Raw genomic sequence first — 16,145 nt, 5'->3', positions numbered from 1 at the left:
TCGGGATTAACGGTTTTCCATGCTCGCGGAACGGGCATAAGGCAGAGCGCTTTCCGAACCTTTGGCGGCAGCTTCCTGCGAATGTTGACGCAGATAACCCGGCAGGCGCTGGTCGTTCAAACCTTCCTCACCTTTAAGCACACCGTTGGCCATCGGCCCTGGTGCGTCGGAGCTGTCGGGCGTGTAGCCCGCCAGAACGGCCGGACCTTGCACCATCGGCGTCGACGGCGCTTGCTGCGCAGGCTGCTGTTGCGCCAGCTCGGCGCCGGTAATGTCGTCCTGGTTGTACATGCGCACGCCTGCCAGCACGGCGACGGTCACCGAAGCAGCCACGGCCAGACGACCGAGGCTGCGCCATGGGCCGCGAGTAGCCGGTGCCGGCGCAACGTCTTCGGCAATGGCTGCCGACACTGCAGCCGACAGGTCCAGGCGCGGATCCAGAAGGTCCTTGTGCATGACAGCACGAGCGACCTGAAAACGTGCCCATGTGGCACGGGTTCCGGCATCGTCCAGCGCGGTCAGTACCCGACGCAGTTCCAATTCGTCCGCTTCGTTATCCATCACTGCGGACAGCGATTCCTGCAGGGCTTCACGACTCATGGCGTTCCTCTCTTGGCTATCGCCGCTGTCTCAGGATTCCTGCAACAACGGCTGCAGGGCTTTGTCGATGGCTTCCCGGGCACGGAAAATCCGCGACCGCACGGTCCCCACCGGACACTGCATGACACTGGCAATGTCTTCGTAACTCAAACCGTCGAACTCGCGCAGGGTCAATGCCGTGCGCAGGTCTTCAGGCAGCTGCTGGATGGTTCGATGGACGGTGCCCTCGATCTCATCGCGCAGCAGTGAACGTTCCGGTGACTCGAGGTCCTTGAGGCCATGATCGCCGTCATAGAACTCCGCGTCCTCGGAACTTACGTCACTGTCCGGTGGCCTGCGTCCGCGGGACACCAGATAGTTTTTCGCCGTGTTGATGGCGATACGGTACAGCCACGTGTAGAACGCGCTGTCTCCGCGAAAATTGCCCAACGCGCGGTAAGCCTTGATGAAAGCTTCCTGCGCCACGTCCTGGGCTTCATGGGTGTCGTGCACGAACCGCACGATCAACCCGAGAATCTTGTGCTGGTATTTCAGCACCAACAGATCAAACGCTCGCCGATCACCGCGTTGTACACGCTCGACCAGCTGCTGATCCTCTTCCTGGGTTAGCATGAACACTCCTCATGGGTCCGGAAGGAGCGCTGCTCAGGCCATCGTTCAGGCTTGCAACCATAGACTCGGGCTATTCGCAAAAGTTCTCCCCTCCAGGCAAGTTTCCCGCAGGCCTGGATCAAGCCTGCACGGAAAGCGCAGCTCGAACGTGCCGGGCTGCGCCGATAATCTTTCCGTCGAGCGCTGCAACCTGGCATTGCCAATGCAACCACTGTTCGACGCTGTTTCCTTCCTATAGGCAACCTTCTATTGATTGCAGGCTTTCTTGGAAAGTTCCCACAAAAACGAAGGTTTAGGCCTATACGCACGGCTTACTCGGTCCTACAACCGTTCCTATAACTGAAGTGATTCAGCTCGCGCAGCCCAGGTCGAGCGCCTGTTCGCGTAGCGCAAGCGTCGATGCGGCTGCTATAAATGCCGCGCCACGCCAGCGGAAAACCCTGGACTCCGTGCGTCGAAGGTGCCGCTATTGTGCCGCTACCCCCTTGGATATACCAGCGGGACGTGCACAACAGGCGCGAACGGCACGCTGGATGGCGCTTCACGCAACCTTACTTTCGACCTGCGGATGACCTTCGAATGGGCAAGCAACTGCAACACGATGTTCTGGTGATCGGTAGCGGAGCCGCAGGCTTGAGCCTCGCGCTGGCGTTGCCCGACACGCTGCGCATCGCGGTCATCAGCAAAGGTGGGCTGGGCGATGGCTCGACGCCCTGGGCACAGGGCGGCGTGGCGGCCGTACTGGCCGATACCGATACCGTCGAGGCTCACGTTCAGGACACGCTCGAAGCGGGCGCCGGCCTGTGCGATGAAGAGGCCGTGCGCTTCACCGTAGAGCACAGCCGGGCGGCGATTGAGTGGCTGGTCGAGTTGGGCGTGCCGTTTACCCGTGAACACGAATCGGATCCCGAGCACACCGGCTTCCCCTTTCACCTGACCCGTGAAGGCGGCCACAGCCAGCGCCGGATCATTCATGCGGCGGATGCCACCGGCGCGGCGATGTTCGACACGCTGTTGGCAGCGGCGCGCCTGCGGCCCAACATCGAACTCATGGAGCAGTGCGCGGCCATCGACCTGATTACCGAACGGCGCCTGGGCCGCGCTGAGGACCGCTGTCTCGGCGCCTACGTGCTGGATCATCGCAGCGGCGCGGTGAACACTCACGCGGCGCGCTTCACCGTGCTGGCAACCGGTGGCGCCGCCAAGGTCTACCTGTACACCAGCAACCCCGACGGTGCCTGCGGCGATGGCATTGCCATGGCGTGGCGCGCGGGCTGCCGGGTCGCCAATCTGGAATTCAACCAGTTCCACCCGACCTGCCTGTATCACCCCCAGGCCAAGAGTTTTCTCATCACCGAAGCGCTGCGTGGCGAGGGCGCCCTGCTCAAGCTGGCCAACGGCGAGCGTTTCATGCCTCGCTTCGACTCGCGTGCCGAGCTTGCCCCGCGCGATATCGTGGCGCGCGCCATCGACCACGAAATGAAGCGCCTGGGCGCCGAGTGCGTGTACCTGGACATCAGCCACAAACCGGCAGACTTCATCCGCAGCCATTTCCCGACGGTGTACCAACGCTGCCTGACGTTCGGCATCGACATCACCCGCCAGCCCATTCCCGTGGTGCCAGCCGCTCACTACACCTGTGGCGGCGTGCAGGTGGACCGGCACGGCCGCACCGACGTCCCCCATTTGTATGCCATTGGCGAAACCAGTTGCACCGGCCTGCACGGCGCCAACCGCATGGCCAGCAATTCCCTGCTCGAATGCATCGTCTACGCCCGCTCCGCCGCCGAGCACATCGTTTCCTGCCTGGCCGAAGTCGCACCGCCCGGACCGTTGCCGCAGTGGGACGCCAGCCAAGTGACCGATTCGGACGAAGACGTGATCATCGCCCACAACTGGGACGAATTGCGGCGCTTCATGTGGGACTACGTGGGCATCGTGCGCACCACCAAACGTCTGCAGCGCGCGCAGCACCGAGTGCGCCTGCTGCTCGACGAGATCGACGAGTTCTACAGCAACTATAAAGTCAGCCGCGACCTGATCGAACTGCGCAACCTGGCGCAAGTGGCCGAGCTGATGATCGCGTCGGCCATGCAGCGCAAGGAAAGCCGAGGCCTGCACTACACGCTCGACTATCCAGACCTGCTGTCCGAGGCGCACGACACTATTCTGGAACCGCCCACCTTTGCCGACTGAACTTGAGCCGCAGGCGCAGGCGTCGATGGGTGTCTGCATCCAGGCAGTCAGGCATGACACAGGCGCTGCGCACCCGTCGCTGACCGGCCAGGCGGAAGCGCAGCACGACCACATGGGGCAGCGCCATGCTGTCGGGGCGCAGCTGCACCGTTTGCCAGCTACCAGCCTCGGTCCACACGGACCAGCCGCTCCGATCACGGCGCAGGCCGGTCACGGCGTGGGGGCTGCCGAGCAACACTTGCCGCGGCAATACGTACAGTGCGTGCGCGATGCATAGCGCCGCCGCGGCCAGGTGCACGAGTACGGGCGCATCCATCAGCAGGTTTGCCAGCCACGCCGAGGCCTGCGCCAGCACGTAGAAGGCCAGCAGCCTCCGCGAGGGCTGCCAGTGGCACTCGAAGCGGTTACTTGGGCTGGACACGATCCAGGATCATCCGAACCATGCGCTGCAACTCGGGGTCATCGGACTCGTTACGCTCCATGAACCAGCCGAACATGTCCTGATCTTCACATTCGAGCAGGCGTACGTAGACATCGCGATCCACCTGATTCAAGTGGGGATAGACTTCCTTGACGAAAGGCACCAGCAACACGTCCAGCTCCAGCATGCCGCGACGGCTGTGCCAGTACAGCCGGTTGAGTTCAACGTTTTCGACCATGGGGGGCTCCTTGAATAGGCGCGCAGTATACAGAGGCGCCGGTGGGGTGTCAGGGCGGAGGGGATAGCATTCCCCCGGCGCGGGGCTCTATGATGACGTCCAGTCTTTTCAACTCAGCGATGACCCATGTCCGATAGCGCTATGTTCTGCAACCTGACCCACGAGGGCGTCCTCGCCGTTCGCGGCTCGGACGCCGGCAAGTTCCTGCAGGGCCAGCTCACCTGCAACCTCAACTACCTGGACGAGCACACGGCCGGCCTCGGCGCGCGCTGCACGCAGAAAGGCCGCATGCAGTCCAGCTTTCGCATCCTCTTGCAGGGCGATGGCTGTGTTCTGGCCATGGCTCGCGGCCTGCTCGAAGCACAATTGGCGGACCTGAAGAAGTACGCGGTGTTCTCCAAGTCCAAGCTCACCGACGAGAGCGACGCCTGGGTGCGCTTCGGCGTGCAGCACGGCGATGGCGCGCTGAATGCGCTGGGCCTCGACCTGCCCCTGGAAACCGATGCCGTGGTGCGTCACGGCGCGCTGATCGCGGTGCGCGTCTCGCCGGCTCGGGCCGAACTGTGGGCGCCTGCCGAGCAGGCCGAGGACCTCGCCACGCGGCTGGCCGAACAATTGGCCCAGGGCTCGCTCGACGATTGGCTGCTGGGGCAGATCCGCGCCGGTATCGGCCAAGTGCTGGAGCCGACTCGCGAGCTGTTCATCCCACAGATGCTGAACCTGCAGGCCGTGGGCGGCGTGAGCTTCAAGAAGGGTTGCTACACCGGCCAGGAAATCGTGGCGCGCATGCAGTACCTGGGCAAACTCAAGCGACGTCTCTACCACGTGCAACTGGCCGGCCCGACACGGCCGGAACCGGGTGCTGCGCTGTTCTCGCCGGTGCATGGCAGTGCCATCGGCGAGATTGCCCTGGCCGCACCGACGGCCGAGGGCTACGAGGCCCTGGCCGTACTGCAGGACAACGCCGTCGAGGATGGCCGCATTCATCTGGGCAGTCTCGAAGGCCCTGCGCTGGCACTTCTGACCTTGCCCTATACACTTGATCGAGACCGTGAAATACAGCGCTGACACGGCCCGTAGCAGGGCCTGCGCACCCCTCTCCCGCTATGCCGAGGCGTCGAATGAATCAGCTGGCCGATACAGTACAAAGGGATTTGCTGGCCGCCATCGACCGTGACGAGCTGGTGTTGCCGACCATGCCGGAAGTGGCCCTGAAAATTCGTGAAGCGGCCGAGGACGACAACGTCAGCGTCAATCGCCTGAGCCAGGTCATCGCTCAGGACGCGGCGCTGTCGGCGCGCCTGCTCAAGGTGGTCAACAGCCCGCTGCTGCGCGCCAGCTTCGAGGTCACCGACGTGCGCACGGCGATCAATCGGCTGGGCGTCAACTACAGCAGCAATCTGGCCATCGGCCTGGTCATCGAACAGATCTTCCACGCCCGCGCGCCCGCTGTGCAGAGCCGCATGCGCGAGGCCTGGCGGACCAGCCTGGAGGTGGCCGGCATGTGCACCGAGCTGGCGCGGCGATTCACCACGCTCAAGCCCGACCGCGCTGCTCTTGCCGGCCTGGTGCACCAGATCGGCGTATTGCCGATCCTGACCTACGCCCAGGAGCACAACGAACTGCTGGCCGACCCGGTGAGCCTCACCCATGTGATCGAGCATATCCATCCGCGGATAGGCGACCACATCCTGCACAAGTGGGACTTTCCGGCCATGCTCGCGCAGGTGCCAGGCCAGTTCCTGGACCTGAACCGGCACAACACGGAAACCGATTATGGCGATCTGGTGATGATCGTCACGCTGTTGCGCCTGCCGCACAATACGGGCCTGCCGACCCTGGTCGAGCATCCGGCGTATCAACGCCTGGAAATCAAGCAAAGCCCGGTGCTGCTGGCCAGCGATCTGCTGCAGGCACAGTCGCTGCTGAACTAGAGCGCGAAGTCGACGCGCACTTTCAAGCCGCCCCTGGCGCCATCGTGCAGGCTGATGCGCGCCATGTGCGCGCGGCAGATTTCACCGACGATGGCCAGCCCCAACCCGGTTCCGCTGCTCTGCGCATTGCGCCGGTAGAAGCGCTCGAAGACTCGATCGCGTTCATCCGCCGGAATGCCTGGCCCGTCGTCCTCGACCTCAAGGACGCCAGGGGCCAGCACGCGCAGAATGACGTTACCGCCGGCCGGGGTATGCGCCAAGGCGTTGTCCACCAGGTTGCTGAGCAGTTCGTTGAGCAACGTCGGCTCGCCGCGCAGCCAGATGGGCTCGTCGGCCTCCAGCGCCAACGCCACACCCCGGCCGTGGGCCAGGGGGGCCATGGCCATGCCTAGTTCGCGGGCCAGCTGGCTCAGGTCCAGGCGCTGGGCGCCGCCTTCGGCAATGGCTCGTGCGCCGTTCTCGACGCGGGCCAGTGACAGCAACTGATTGGCCAGGTGGGTGAGTTTGTCGGTGCCTTCCACTGCCTGCTGCAGAGTGGTGCGCCAGACTTCCGGCTGTTCGGCGCGCAGGCCCAACTCCACCCTCGCCTTGAGCGCTGCCAGCGGCGTGCGCAGCTCGTGGGCAGCATCGGCAATGAACTGCGCCTGCCGCTCGAACTGGACACGCAGGCGTTCGGTGAAATGGTTGAGGGCCTGCACCAGCGGCCACAGTTCGCGCTGGACCTCGACCAGCGGCAGGGGCCGCAGATCGTCGGGCTGACGGTCTTCGACTTCGTCGCGCAGACGCTCCAGTGGGCGCAGGGCGGCGCTGACCGTGACCCACACCAACAACAAGGCGCCGCCGCCGAGCATGCCCAAGCGCAGCAGGGTGTCGGCCATCAGGCTACGGGCCATCGACACGCGCGCTTCTTCGGTCTCGGCCACGCGAATTTCTGCCATGCCGATCATGTTCGGTTCGCTGACCGCCTTGAGCAGGCTCACCACACGTACGTTCTGCCCCAGATAACGGCCGCTGTAGAACGTGGCCAGGGCCGGGTAGTCGTCCGTGCGCGGAGTGCCGCGCGGCGGCGCCGGCAGGTTTTCGTAGCCGGAGATCAGCTTGTGGTCGATGTCGTTGACCTGGTAGTAGATGCGCCCGGCGCTGTCGTAGGCGAAAGTATCCAGGGCCACGTAGGGCACGTCGGCACTGAGCGTGCCGTCGCGCTGGGACAGCCCGGCGGCAATGGTGCGCGCCGAGGCCAGCAGGGTCCGGTCATAAGCCGTGTCGGCCGCTTCGCGGCCATTCCAGTAGGCACTCAGACCGCTGGCCAGCATCAGGAAGACCAGCAGCATGGCGAGGTTCCACAGCAGCCGCCAACGCAGGCTGCTGACTTCACGCATCGCGGCTTTCCAGCAGGTAGCCCAGACCGCGGAAGGTGACGATGGCGATCGGTTGCTTGTCGAGCTTCTTGCGCAGGCGGTGCACGTAGATCTCGATGGCGTCGGCACTGGCCTCTTCGTCCAGCCCGAACACCTGGGCCGCCAACTGCTCCTTGCTCATCACCCGTCCCGGACGGGCAATCAGCGCCTCGAGCACCGCCTGTTCGCGCGAGGTCAGGGTCAGCAGTTCCTTGCCCAGGGTGAAGCGTCGCGTATCCAGGTCATAGGTCAGCGGACCACAGCGTTGCTGGCGCTCACCACCAAGCACGGTGCGCCGCAGCAGGGCCTTGACCCGGGCTTCCAGCTCGGTGAGCTCGAACGGCTTGGCCAGGTAGTCGTCGGCGCCCAGGTTCAGGCCATGAACGCGATCCTTGACGTCGCTGCGCGCCGTGAGCATCAGCACCGGCAAATTCTTGCCCCGCGCCCGCAGGCGCGCCAGCACTTCAAAACCATCGAGCCTGGGCAGGCCGACGTCGAGTATCGCGGCGGCGTACTCCTCGCTGGCCAGGGCCAGGTCTGCCGCGACGCCGTCGTGCAGCACATCGACGGTCAAGCCGGTGGCCTTCAGCGCCTGGGCGACACTTTCGGCCAACTGCAGGTGATCTTCTACAAGCAGGACACGCATCGGTATTCCTCACGGCCAATCTTTTCTATGTCGGGATGATGTTGCCGTAGTACGGTATTCGCTGCTGCCAGAGCCAGCCGCGAAGGCTCATCAACCGCTTTATGTGCCCGAGTTTACAGGCCCGTGCCGGACTGTGAAGCAGTCTTGGCAGATTGACCGCCACTGAAAGCTTGGTGAAAGGTTCGCAACATAAGGTTTCAGCAAGGCGAGTCCGTAGAGACCTGCCACGCAAACGTCACGATACGTTTTCGATAACAAGAACAACAATGGAGAAATACCCATGATTCGCGCCATGCGTCCGCTTGCCCTGGCTGTCAGCTGCCTGTTCATCAGTGCCCCGCTGCTTGCTCAGGAAGAACCCAAACGTCCTGAATGCATTGCCCCAGCCTCGCCTGGCGGTGGCTTCGACCTGACCTGCAAACTTGCGCAAAGCGCGCTGGTCAACGAGAAACTGCTGTCCAAACCGATGCGCGTCACCTACATGCCCGGCGGTGTCGGCGCCGTGGCCTACAACGCGGTAGTCGCCCAGCGCCCGGCCGACGCAGGCACGTTGGTGGCTTGGTCCAGCGGCTCGCTGCTCAACCTGGCGCAAGGCAAGTTCGGCCGTTTCGACGAGAACGCCGTACGCTGGCTGGCTGCGGTAGGCACCAGCTATGGCGCCATCGCGGTCAAAAGCGACTCGCCCTACAAGACCCTGGACGACCTGGTCAAGGCGCTCAAGGCCGACCCGAGCAAAGTCGTGATCGGCTCCGGCGGCACCGTCGGCAGCCAGGACTGGATGCAGACCGCGCTGATCGCCAAGGCCGCCGGGATCAACCCGCGCGACCTGCGCTATGTCGCCCTGGAAGGTGGCGGCGAAATCGCCACGGCCCTGCTCGGCGGCCACATCCAGGTTGGCAGCACCGACATCTCCGACTCCATGCCGCACATCCTCAGCGGTGACATGCGTCTGCTCGCGGTGTTCTCCGACAAGCGTCTGGACGAGCCGGAAATGAAGGACATCCCCACTGCCAAGGAGCAGGGCTACGACATCGTCTGGCCTGTGGTGCGCGGCTTCTACCTGGGGCCGAAGGTGACCGACGCCGAATACGACTGGTGGAAAGCGGCGTTCGACAAGCTGCTGGCCTCCGAAGAATTCGCCAAGCTGCGTGACCAGCGCGAGCTGTTCCCGTTCGCCATGACCGGACAGGAGCTGGACACCTACGTGAAGAAACAGGTCGCCGAGTACAAGACCCTGGCCAAGGAATTCGGGCTGGTTCAGTAATCGGCCTGGGTCCGCGGGGAGCCATTCGCGGGCAGAGACCCGCTCCCACAGGGCTGGATATACAAGCCCACCGTGAGAGCGGATCTCTGCCCGCGAAGGCTTCCCTGCCGACACCACCATCGTCCTCCTTCACGAAGGAACATGACCATGATCATGATCGTTCAACGGCTTTTCGCCCTGCTGTTGCTGCTTGTCTGTGCCGGTCTGGCACTGATGGCCTGGCCTTACCAGGCACCCTTTTCCTATGAGCCGGTAGGCCCGCGCGCCTACCCGTTGCTGATGCTGGGCCTGATGAGCCTGGCCTTGCTGTACTTGGTGTTTCGTCCCACTCCGATCGTGCACAGCGAGGAAGAACCGCCGCTGGACCGTCCGACCTTGAAGAAGATCGCCATGTGCATCGGCCTGCTGCTGGTGTTCGCCGGGACGTTCGAACCCCTGGGCTTCATTCTCAGCAGCATCCTGATCGGCATTCCGATGGCCTTGCTGTATGGCGGCCGCGCAATGCCCAGCGTGATCATCATCACCTTGATGAGCATCGGCCTGTACGTGCTCTTCGACAAAGTCATGGACGTGCCGCTGCCCCTGGGCCTGCTCAGCGTTCTGGAGAACTGACATGGATACTCTCGGCTACCTGGGTCAGGGCTTCGGCGTTGCACTGACCCCTTACAACCTCATCACCGCCCTGTCGGGCACCCTGATCGGCACCGTGGTCGGCCTGCTGCCGGGCCTGGGACCGATCAACGGTGTCGCCCTGCTCATCCCGATCGCCTTCGCCCTGGGCCTGCCGCCGGAATCGGCACTGATCCTGCTGGCGGCGGTGTACCTGGGCTGCGAATACGGCGGTCGCATCAGCTCGATCCTGCTCAACATCCCTGGCGAAGCATCGACCGTGATGACCACTCTGGACGGCTACCCGATGGCCCGCCAGGGCCTGGCCGGCGTTGCGCTGTCGTTGTCCGCGTGGAGCTCGTTCATCGGTGCATTCATCGCCACCTGCGGCATGGTCATGTTTGCCCCGATCCTGGCCAAATGGGCGATTGCCTTCGGCCCTGCGGAATACTTCGTGTTGATGGTGTTCGCCATCGTCTGCCTGGGCGGCATGGCCGGTGACAGGCCATTGAAGACGTTCATTGCGGCGCTGATCGGCCTGTTCCTGTCCAGTGTCGGCATCGACGCCAACAGCGGCGTGTACCGGTTCACCGGCGACAACATCCACCTGACCGACGGTATTCAATTCGTCGTGCTGGTGCTGGGCCTGTTCTCGATCAGTGAAATCCTCCTGCTGCTGGAAAAGACTCACCACGGCAGCGTGGCCGTCACAGCCACCGGGCGCATGATGTTCAACCTCAAGGAAGCCGCTTCGGTGTTCTGGGTGAACATCCGCTGCGGCGTGCTGGGCTTCATCATGGGCGTACTGCCCGGCGCCGGCGCCACCCTGGCCAGCGCCGTGGCCTACACCACCGAGAAGCGCCTGGCGGGTGCCAGCGGCAAGTTCGGCCAAGGTGACAAGCGTGGCCTGGCCGCGCCGGAAACCGCCATCGGCGCCACTGCCTGCGGCGCCCTGGTGCCGATGCTGACCCTCGGCGTACCGGGTTCGGGCACCACTGCAGTGATGATCGGCGCCCTGTCGCTGTACAACATCACGCCAGGCCCGCTGCTGTTCCAACAGCAACCGGACATCGTCTGGGGCCTGATCGCCTCGCTGTTCGTCGCCAACATCATGCTGGTGATCCTGAACATCCCCATGATCCGCATCTTCACCAAGATCCTCGCCGTGCCGAACTGGGCACTGGTACCGGTCATCGCCATCATCACCGGCATCGGCGTCTACGCGGTCCACGCGACCACCTTCGACCTGTTCCTGATGATCGGCATCGGCATCTTCGGCTACATCCTGCGCAAGTTGGATTTCCCGCTGTCGCCCGTCCTGCTCGGCTTCATCCTGGGTGGCCTGATGGAGCAGAACCTGCGTCGCGCGCTGTCGATTTCCAACGGCGAGCTGCAGATTCTCTGGGGCAGCCCGATCACCGCAGGTGTCTGGATACTCACCGTTCTGATGCTGCTGCTGCCGGTGGTTCGTATCTGGCGCAAGCGCGCTGCCATGCGTCGTGCCGCTGCCGATGTTTGATCGGTTCCTGCACAACTGGTGGGGTACACCGTTCGTAGGTCTGGCTGGCGGCTATGTCGCCAGCCTGATCGGCTGGCCGCTGCCCTGGATGATCGGCTCGTTGCTGGCGATCATCCTGGTGCGCTGCCTGACACCGTGGCAATTGGCGGAAATACCCAATGGCCGCAAGCTGGGCCAGTGGATCGTCGGCATAGGCATCGGCCTGCACTTCACCCCCCTGGTGATGGAGCAGGTTGGCGGCCATTTCGGCCTGATTTTTTTCGGAGCGCTGATCACCAGCGTTTCCAGTGCCGTGGGCGTGTGGCTGATGCTGCGCACCGGTGAAGACCGGGCCACGGCTTTTTTTTCCAGCATGCCGGGCGGTTCCGGCGAAATGGTCAACCTGGGCGCGCGCAATGGCGCCGACCTCAGCCGCGTCGCTGCAGGGCAGAGCCTGCGGGTGCTGGCCGTGGTGCTGTGCGTGCCGGCGCTGTTCAAATTCCTGATGGGCGACGGCACACCGATCAGCCATGAAGGCGGCGTCGACTGGGCCTGGCTAGCGTTGATCTTCCCTCTCGCCGGGGTGGCGGCCTGGATCTGGCAGCGACTGGACCAGCCCAACCCCTGGCTGTTCGGCCCCCTGCTGGTCAGCGCTGCCATGAGCGTCAGCTTCGATCTGCACATCGGCCTGCCGGACGGTGGCAGCCAGATCGGCCAGTGGCTGATCGGCAGCGGCCTGGGCTGCCACTTCAATCGCGCGTTTTTCCGCCGCGCGCCATCGTTTCTCGCGCGTACGCTGGTCAGCACCGCCTTGACCATGGCCATTGCCGGCGGCTGCGCACTGGCCCTGAGCGCCCTGACCAACCTCGACCTGCGTTCGCTGACCTTGGGCATGATGCCCGGTGGCATTGCCGAGATGAGCCTGACCGCCGAGGTGCTGCAGCTGTCGGTACCGCTGGTGACAGCGATGCAGGTGATGCGCCTGCTGTTCGTGCTGTTTCTGGCCGAACCGCTGTTTCGCCAGTGGCAGAAGCGTCGACCGGTGCCTTAGGGCAGGCGCCAGTCGATGGCGGTCAGACCGTTCTGTTCTAGAAACTTGTTGGCGCGGCTGAAGTGGCCGTTGCCGATGAAGCCCTTGTGCGCCGACAACGGCGAGGGATGCACAGAGGTCAGCACCAGGTGCTTGCTGTTGTCGATCAGCTTCTGCTTGCTCTGCGCATGCGCGCCCCACAGCATGAACACCACGCTGGACTGCTGCTCGCTGACCACTTCGATGATGCGGTCGGTGAACGGCTGCCAGCCTTTCTTGGCATGGGCGGCGGCGTTTGCCCTCTCCACCGTCATGGTGGTGTTGAGCAGCAATACACCCTGCTCCGCCCAGCTCTGCAGATAGCCATGCTTGGGGATGTCGATGTTGAGGTCGCGCTTGAGCTCCTTGTAGATGTTCACCAGCGAAGGCGGCGTAGGAATGCCCGGCTGCACCGAGAAGCACAAGCCATGCGCCTGGCCCGGACCGTGGTAGGGATCCTGACCGAGAATCACGACTTTCACCTGGTCCAACGGCGTGGTGTTGAGCGCGTTGAAGATCATCGGCCCGGGCGGATAGATTTCTTTCCCCAGCGCATGCTCCTGGCGCAGGAATTCGCGCAACTGGGCCATGTAAGGCTTGTCGAATTCCTCACGCAGTGCAGCTTTCCAGCTAGGCTCGAGTTTGATGCGGTCGTCTGTGCTCATATGTTCCTCAACAAGAAGCAGGCACCCTAAAACAACAGGCACCAGAAATCAGTGGGCGGACGGTAGGAATGCGGACACAGAAAGTCAAATCCAGACTGGACAGCGCACTGCGACCCTCCGTCGGCCCTTCGCGGTCATCGCTGCGCTGCTGCCGCCCCTTTTGATGCGAGGTCAGGATGGATTTGAATTTCGAAGAACTCAGCGCCGGTAATGGCGCGCGGATCGGCGTCGCCTCCCTGAATGCTGAGAAAACCCTCAATGCTCTGACCTTGCCGATGCTCGAAGCGCTCGCGGGAAAATTCGATGAGTGGGCGCAGGATGACCGGGTGGTCTGTGTGGTGCTGCGCGGCGAAGGCGAGAAAGCCTTTTGCGCCGGTGGCGACGTACGCAGCCTTGTCCAGGCCTGCCGAGCCCACCCCGGTGAGGTGCCGCCGCTGGCGGCACGATTCTTCGCTGCCGAATACCGCTTCGACTACCGCCTGCACACCTACCCCAAGCCGGTGATCTGCTGGGGCCACGGCTACGTACTGGGCGGTGGCATGGGCTTGCTGCAGGCTTCGAGCATTCGCATCGTCACGCCGAGCAGCCGCCTGGCCATGCCCGAGATCACCATCGGCTTGTACCCGGACGTGGGTGCCAGCGGATTCCTCTCGCGCATGCCCGGCAAGCTCGGTCTGTTCCTGGGCCTGACCGGCGCGCAGATCAACGCCCGCGATGCCCTCGACCTGGGCCTAGCCGACCGCTGCCTGCGCGACGACCAATACGAAGACCTGCTCGACGGCCTGCTGCAGCTGAACTGGCAGGAGCAGACACCCATGCAGCTGAACAGCTTGCTCAAGGCCCTCGAGCACGATGCGCGCGACAGTGCCCCAGCAGCGCAATGGCTGCCGCGCCGTGCCGCCATCGACGCCCAGCTGGACGTCAGCGATGCGCCGGGCGCCTGGCATGCACTGGTGCAATGGCAACGACACGACGACCCCTTGCTGGCCAAGGCCGCCGGCAACCTCGCCAAGGGCTGCCCGCTGACTGCCCATTTGATCTGGGCGCAATTGGCCCGTGCCCGCCACTTGTCGCTGGCCCAGGTGTTCCAGATGGAATACAGCTTGAGCCTGAACTGCTGCCGTCATCCCGAATTCAGCGAAGGCGTGCGGGCACGCCTGATCGACAAGGACAACCAGCCGCACTGGCACTGGCCCGATGTCGACCATGTACCGCAGGCAGTGGTCGAGGCGCATTTCGGCAAGGCCTGGGAAGGCCGTCATCCGCTGGCGGATCTTTGTGATTACTGAATGGCAGGTGAAAAACGAAAACGGCGCCCTGAGGGCGCCGCTGCTGGTTAGTGCCGACCGCCCCGGCCCGGGCCGCGGTCGGAGCCTCGACCCCGGTTCCAATCCTGGCCGTAATGCCGCGCCGGCCCGTCGCGCCAGCGTGGATCGGGGCCGCGCCCTGGCCTGAACCCCGGCCGGTAGTGCGGAGCAGGCGGACCGTAGTAGCGCGGCGGCGGCACCGCGTAATACCGAGGCGAAGAAAAGTAGCGCGGCCCCTCGTAATAGCGCGGCGCCGGCGTCACGTAGTAACCGCTGCCGTAGGGCTGGCTGTAGGGGTAGTAGCCGCCTCTGGGCGAACTGTCCACGGAATAGACTTCGGTGCGGTAGTAACCTCCCCCTCCATAGGGCACACAGGCACTTGTCAACAAGCCCAATACCACGATCAAAAGAGCTCTAGGGGACATAAGCGGCCTCCTGGACCGCGAGAGGGATCGAACCAGCACGACTGGTCGTTACCCGGAACGGTGGTTCTGGGCATAACTCAGACAGCAGGAAAGATACTGCATTTCACTCGGCAATAAATTGATACAAAGCGCTCTGCATTGACGCTTTTCGCCGACCCGCAGGGCGCTGAAGTAGAATGCCACGTTCATACCTTCACGGATCGCTCATGACCACGCTCGCGCTGACCGACAGCCGCCTTTGCCCAGCCTGCGGCGGCCGCAACGACTGCACATTGGCCGATGCCAAGACGGCCGCACAGCCGTGCTGGTGCTACACGGTCAGCATCGACCCCGCTGTGCTGCGGGCTTTGCCCGAGCATCTGCGCAACGCCGCCTGCTTGTGTCCGCGCTGCGCGCGAGTGAATGAGCAACTGCCTGAGTCGGAGGCATAGCGCAGCGATGCGTCTGGACAGGTTCCTTTCCAATTTCGAACGCTTCAACCGGCAGCAGGTGCGCCTGGCCTTGACCGCAGGACGGGTACAGGTGGATGGCAGCGTGGTCCGCGACCCGCTGCACGCTGTCTCTGAGTTCAGCGAAGTACGGCTTGACCAAGCGCTGTTGCAGGCCGGCTATCCTGCTCGCTACCTGATGCTGCACAAACCACCTGGTTGCGTCAGCGCCACGCAGGATCCGCAGCATCGGACCGTGCTCGACCTGCTCGAGGTGCCCGACAAGCACCAGTTACACATTGCCGGGCGACTGGATTTCAACACCACCGGGCTGATGATCCTGACCAACGATGGGCAATGGTCACGCCGCCTGACCCAACCGGCAACCAAGCTGCCCAAGGTGTACCTGGTCGAGACCGAGCAGGTCATCGAACCCCATTACGTCGAGACGTTCGCCAAGGGCATCTACTTCGCCTTCGAAGACCTCACCACCCTGCCCGCCCACCTCGACATCCTCGGCCCGCGCCTGGCGCGCCTGAGCATCGTCGAAGGGCGTTACCACCAGGTGAAGCGGATGTTCGGCTACTTCCAGAACAAGGTGCTCACGCTGCACCGAGAGCGCATGGGCGCGCTGGTACTCGATGACAGCCTGCAACCCGGCCAGTACCGCAGCTTGAGCGCAGAGGAGATCGGTCTGGTTTGAGGGGAATCGAGCAGAGAAACGAAAATTAGCGCTTCAAATTGCCAGGCGCTTCTGGTACAAAGTCAGCCGCCCGGAGCAGGTGTCGAAAGACGCAGTGCACCGAGGTCGCCAAGCTGGCAATCGAGTTCGCAAT

18 protein-coding genes are annotated in these 16,145 nt (G+C 63.7%); 10 read left to right on the top strand and 8 right to left on the bottom strand.

The window, feature by feature from the left end; all coding sequences use genetic code 11:
* Positions 1–6 precede the first annotated feature (6 nt).
* Both IFT75_RS05465 and rpoE read right to left on the bottom strand, forming a co-directional pair.
* Positions 7–600, bottom strand: coding sequence for a sigma-E factor negative regulatory protein (locus tag IFT75_RS05465; protein WP_192053687.1), 594 nt, complete (start codon positions 598–600; stop codon positions 7–9).
* Positions 601–630: 30 nt separating this feature from the next.
* Complete coding sequence (rpoE, locus tag IFT75_RS05460; protein WP_011535354.1) at positions 631–1,212, bottom strand: RNA polymerase sigma factor RpoE; 582 nt, start codon at positions 1,210–1,212, stop codon at positions 631–633.
* Between the two features lie 579 nt (positions 1,213–1,791).
* Between rpoE and nadB the strand changes: the two genes are divergently transcribed.
* Complete coding sequence (nadB, locus tag IFT75_RS05455) at positions 1,792–3,408, top strand: L-aspartate oxidase (RefSeq protein ID WP_192053685.1); 1,617 nt, start codon at positions 1,792–1,794, stop codon at positions 3,406–3,408.
* Here the strand turns inward: nadB and IFT75_RS05450 are convergent.
* Both IFT75_RS05450 and IFT75_RS05445 read right to left on the bottom strand, forming a co-directional pair.
* Entirely contained in the window at positions 3,377–3,829 is a 453-nt protein-coding gene (locus IFT75_RS05450; RefSeq protein ID WP_192053683.1) for a protein YgfX, read from the bottom strand. The two genes, nadB and IFT75_RS05450, sit on opposite strands and share 32 nt — an antisense overlap.
* Positions 3,813–4,067, bottom strand: coding sequence for an FAD assembly factor SdhE (locus IFT75_RS05445; RefSeq protein ID WP_122479368.1), 255 nt, complete (start codon positions 4,065–4,067; stop codon positions 3,813–3,815). Before IFT75_RS05445 ends, IFT75_RS05450 begins: the two co-directional genes overlap by 17 nt.
* A gap of 126 nt (positions 4,068–4,193) precedes the next feature.
* Here IFT75_RS05445 and ygfZ point away from each other — a divergent pair, with 126 nt between their 5' ends.
* On the top strand, positions 4,194–5,135 hold the full coding sequence (gene ygfZ, locus IFT75_RS05440; RefSeq protein ID WP_192053681.1) for a CAF17-like 4Fe-4S cluster assembly/insertion protein YgfZ: 942 nt from the start codon (positions 4,194–4,196) through the stop codon (positions 5,133–5,135).
* Positions 5,136–5,188: 53 nt separating this feature from the next.
* Entirely contained in the window at positions 5,189–6,001 is an 813-nt protein-coding gene (locus IFT75_RS05435; RefSeq protein ID WP_122797203.1) for an HDOD domain-containing protein, read from the top strand.
* On the opposite strand, the gene IFT75_RS05430 is transcribed toward IFT75_RS05435, so the two are convergent.
* Both IFT75_RS05430 and IFT75_RS05425 read right to left on the bottom strand, forming a co-directional pair.
* Positions 5,998–7,380, bottom strand: a complete 1,383-nt coding sequence (locus IFT75_RS05430; protein ID WP_185793978.1) for a sensor histidine kinase — start codon at positions 7,378–7,380, stop codon at positions 5,998–6,000. The genes IFT75_RS05435 and IFT75_RS05430 overlap by 4 nt on opposite strands.
* Positions 7,373–8,044 carry a response regulator gene (locus IFT75_RS05425; RefSeq protein ID WP_192053679.1) on the bottom strand — a complete coding sequence of 224 codons (672 nt, stop codon included), beginning with the start codon at positions 8,042–8,044 and terminating at the stop codon, positions 7,373–7,375. The genes IFT75_RS05430 and IFT75_RS05425 overlap by 8 nt, the downstream gene beginning before the upstream one ends.
* A 280-nt stretch (positions 8,045–8,324) precedes the next feature.
* On the opposite strand from IFT75_RS05425, the gene IFT75_RS05420 reads away from it, so the two are divergent.
* The 4 genes from IFT75_RS05420 (at position 8,325) to IFT75_RS05405 (ending at position 12,466) form a co-directional block, all read left to right on the top strand.
* Positions 8,325–9,308: a Bug family tripartite tricarboxylate transporter substrate binding protein gene (locus IFT75_RS05420; RefSeq protein ID WP_122479372.1), complete on the top strand. Its 984-nt coding sequence runs from the start codon at positions 8,325–8,327 to the stop codon at positions 9,306–9,308.
* A gap of 153 nt (positions 9,309–9,461) precedes the next feature.
* On the top strand, positions 9,462–9,920 hold the full coding sequence (locus IFT75_RS05415; protein ID WP_192050843.1) for a tripartite tricarboxylate transporter TctB family protein: 459 nt from the start codon (positions 9,462–9,464) through the stop codon (positions 9,918–9,920).
* A 1-nt stretch (position 9,921) separates the two neighbouring features.
* Positions 9,922–11,436, top strand: a complete 1,515-nt coding sequence (locus IFT75_RS05410) for a tripartite tricarboxylate transporter permease (protein WP_185793979.1) — start codon at positions 9,922–9,924, stop codon at positions 11,434–11,436.
* Positions 11,429–12,466, top strand: a complete 1,038-nt coding sequence (locus IFT75_RS05405) for an AbrB family transcriptional regulator (protein WP_122479724.1) — start codon at positions 11,429–11,431, stop codon at positions 12,464–12,466. Before IFT75_RS05410 ends, IFT75_RS05405 begins: the two co-directional genes overlap by 8 nt.
* On the opposite strand, the gene ung is transcribed toward IFT75_RS05405, so the two are convergent.
* Positions 12,463–13,149: a uracil-DNA glycosylase gene (gene ung, locus IFT75_RS05400; protein WP_122797200.1), complete on the bottom strand. Its 687-nt coding sequence runs from the start codon at positions 13,147–13,149 to the stop codon at positions 12,463–12,465. The two genes, IFT75_RS05405 and ung, sit on opposite strands and share 4 nt — an antisense overlap.
* A 176-nt stretch (positions 13,150–13,325) precedes the next feature.
* Between ung and IFT75_RS05395 the strand changes: the two genes are divergently transcribed.
* A complete protein-coding gene (locus tag IFT75_RS05395) occupies positions 13,326–14,438 on the top strand; it encodes an enoyl-CoA hydratase/isomerase family protein (RefSeq protein ID WP_192053677.1) in 1,113 nt (370 codons plus the stop codon).
* Between the two features lie 47 nt (positions 14,439–14,485).
* Here the strand turns inward: IFT75_RS05395 and IFT75_RS05390 are convergent, their stop codons facing one another.
* A complete protein-coding gene (locus IFT75_RS05390) occupies positions 14,486–14,881 on the bottom strand; it encodes a hypothetical protein (protein ID WP_192050790.1) in 396 nt (131 codons plus the stop codon).
* 221 nt (positions 14,882–15,102) lie between these two features.
* On the opposite strand from IFT75_RS05390, the gene IFT75_RS05385 reads away from it, so the two are divergent.
* Both IFT75_RS05385 and IFT75_RS05380 read left to right on the top strand, forming a co-directional pair.
* Complete coding sequence (locus IFT75_RS05385) at positions 15,103–15,312, top strand: cysteine-rich CWC family protein (RefSeq protein WP_185794202.1); 210 nt, start codon at positions 15,103–15,105, stop codon at positions 15,310–15,312.
* Positions 15,313–15,319: 7 nt separating this feature from the next.
* A complete protein-coding gene (locus IFT75_RS05380) occupies positions 15,320–16,012 on the top strand; it encodes a pseudouridine synthase (RefSeq protein ID WP_192053675.1) in 693 nt (230 codons plus the stop codon).
* Positions 16,013–16,145 lie beyond the last annotated feature (133 nt).

It is taken from the genome of Pseudomonas sp. CFBP 8758 (genome assembly GCF_014841725.1).
Taxonomy (GTDB): Bacteria; Pseudomonadota; Gammaproteobacteria; order Pseudomonadales; family Pseudomonadaceae; genus Aquipseudomonas; species Aquipseudomonas baltica.
The sequence above is the reverse complement of the archived record's forward strand: the minus strand, read 5'-3'. Positions and strand labels throughout refer to the sequence as shown.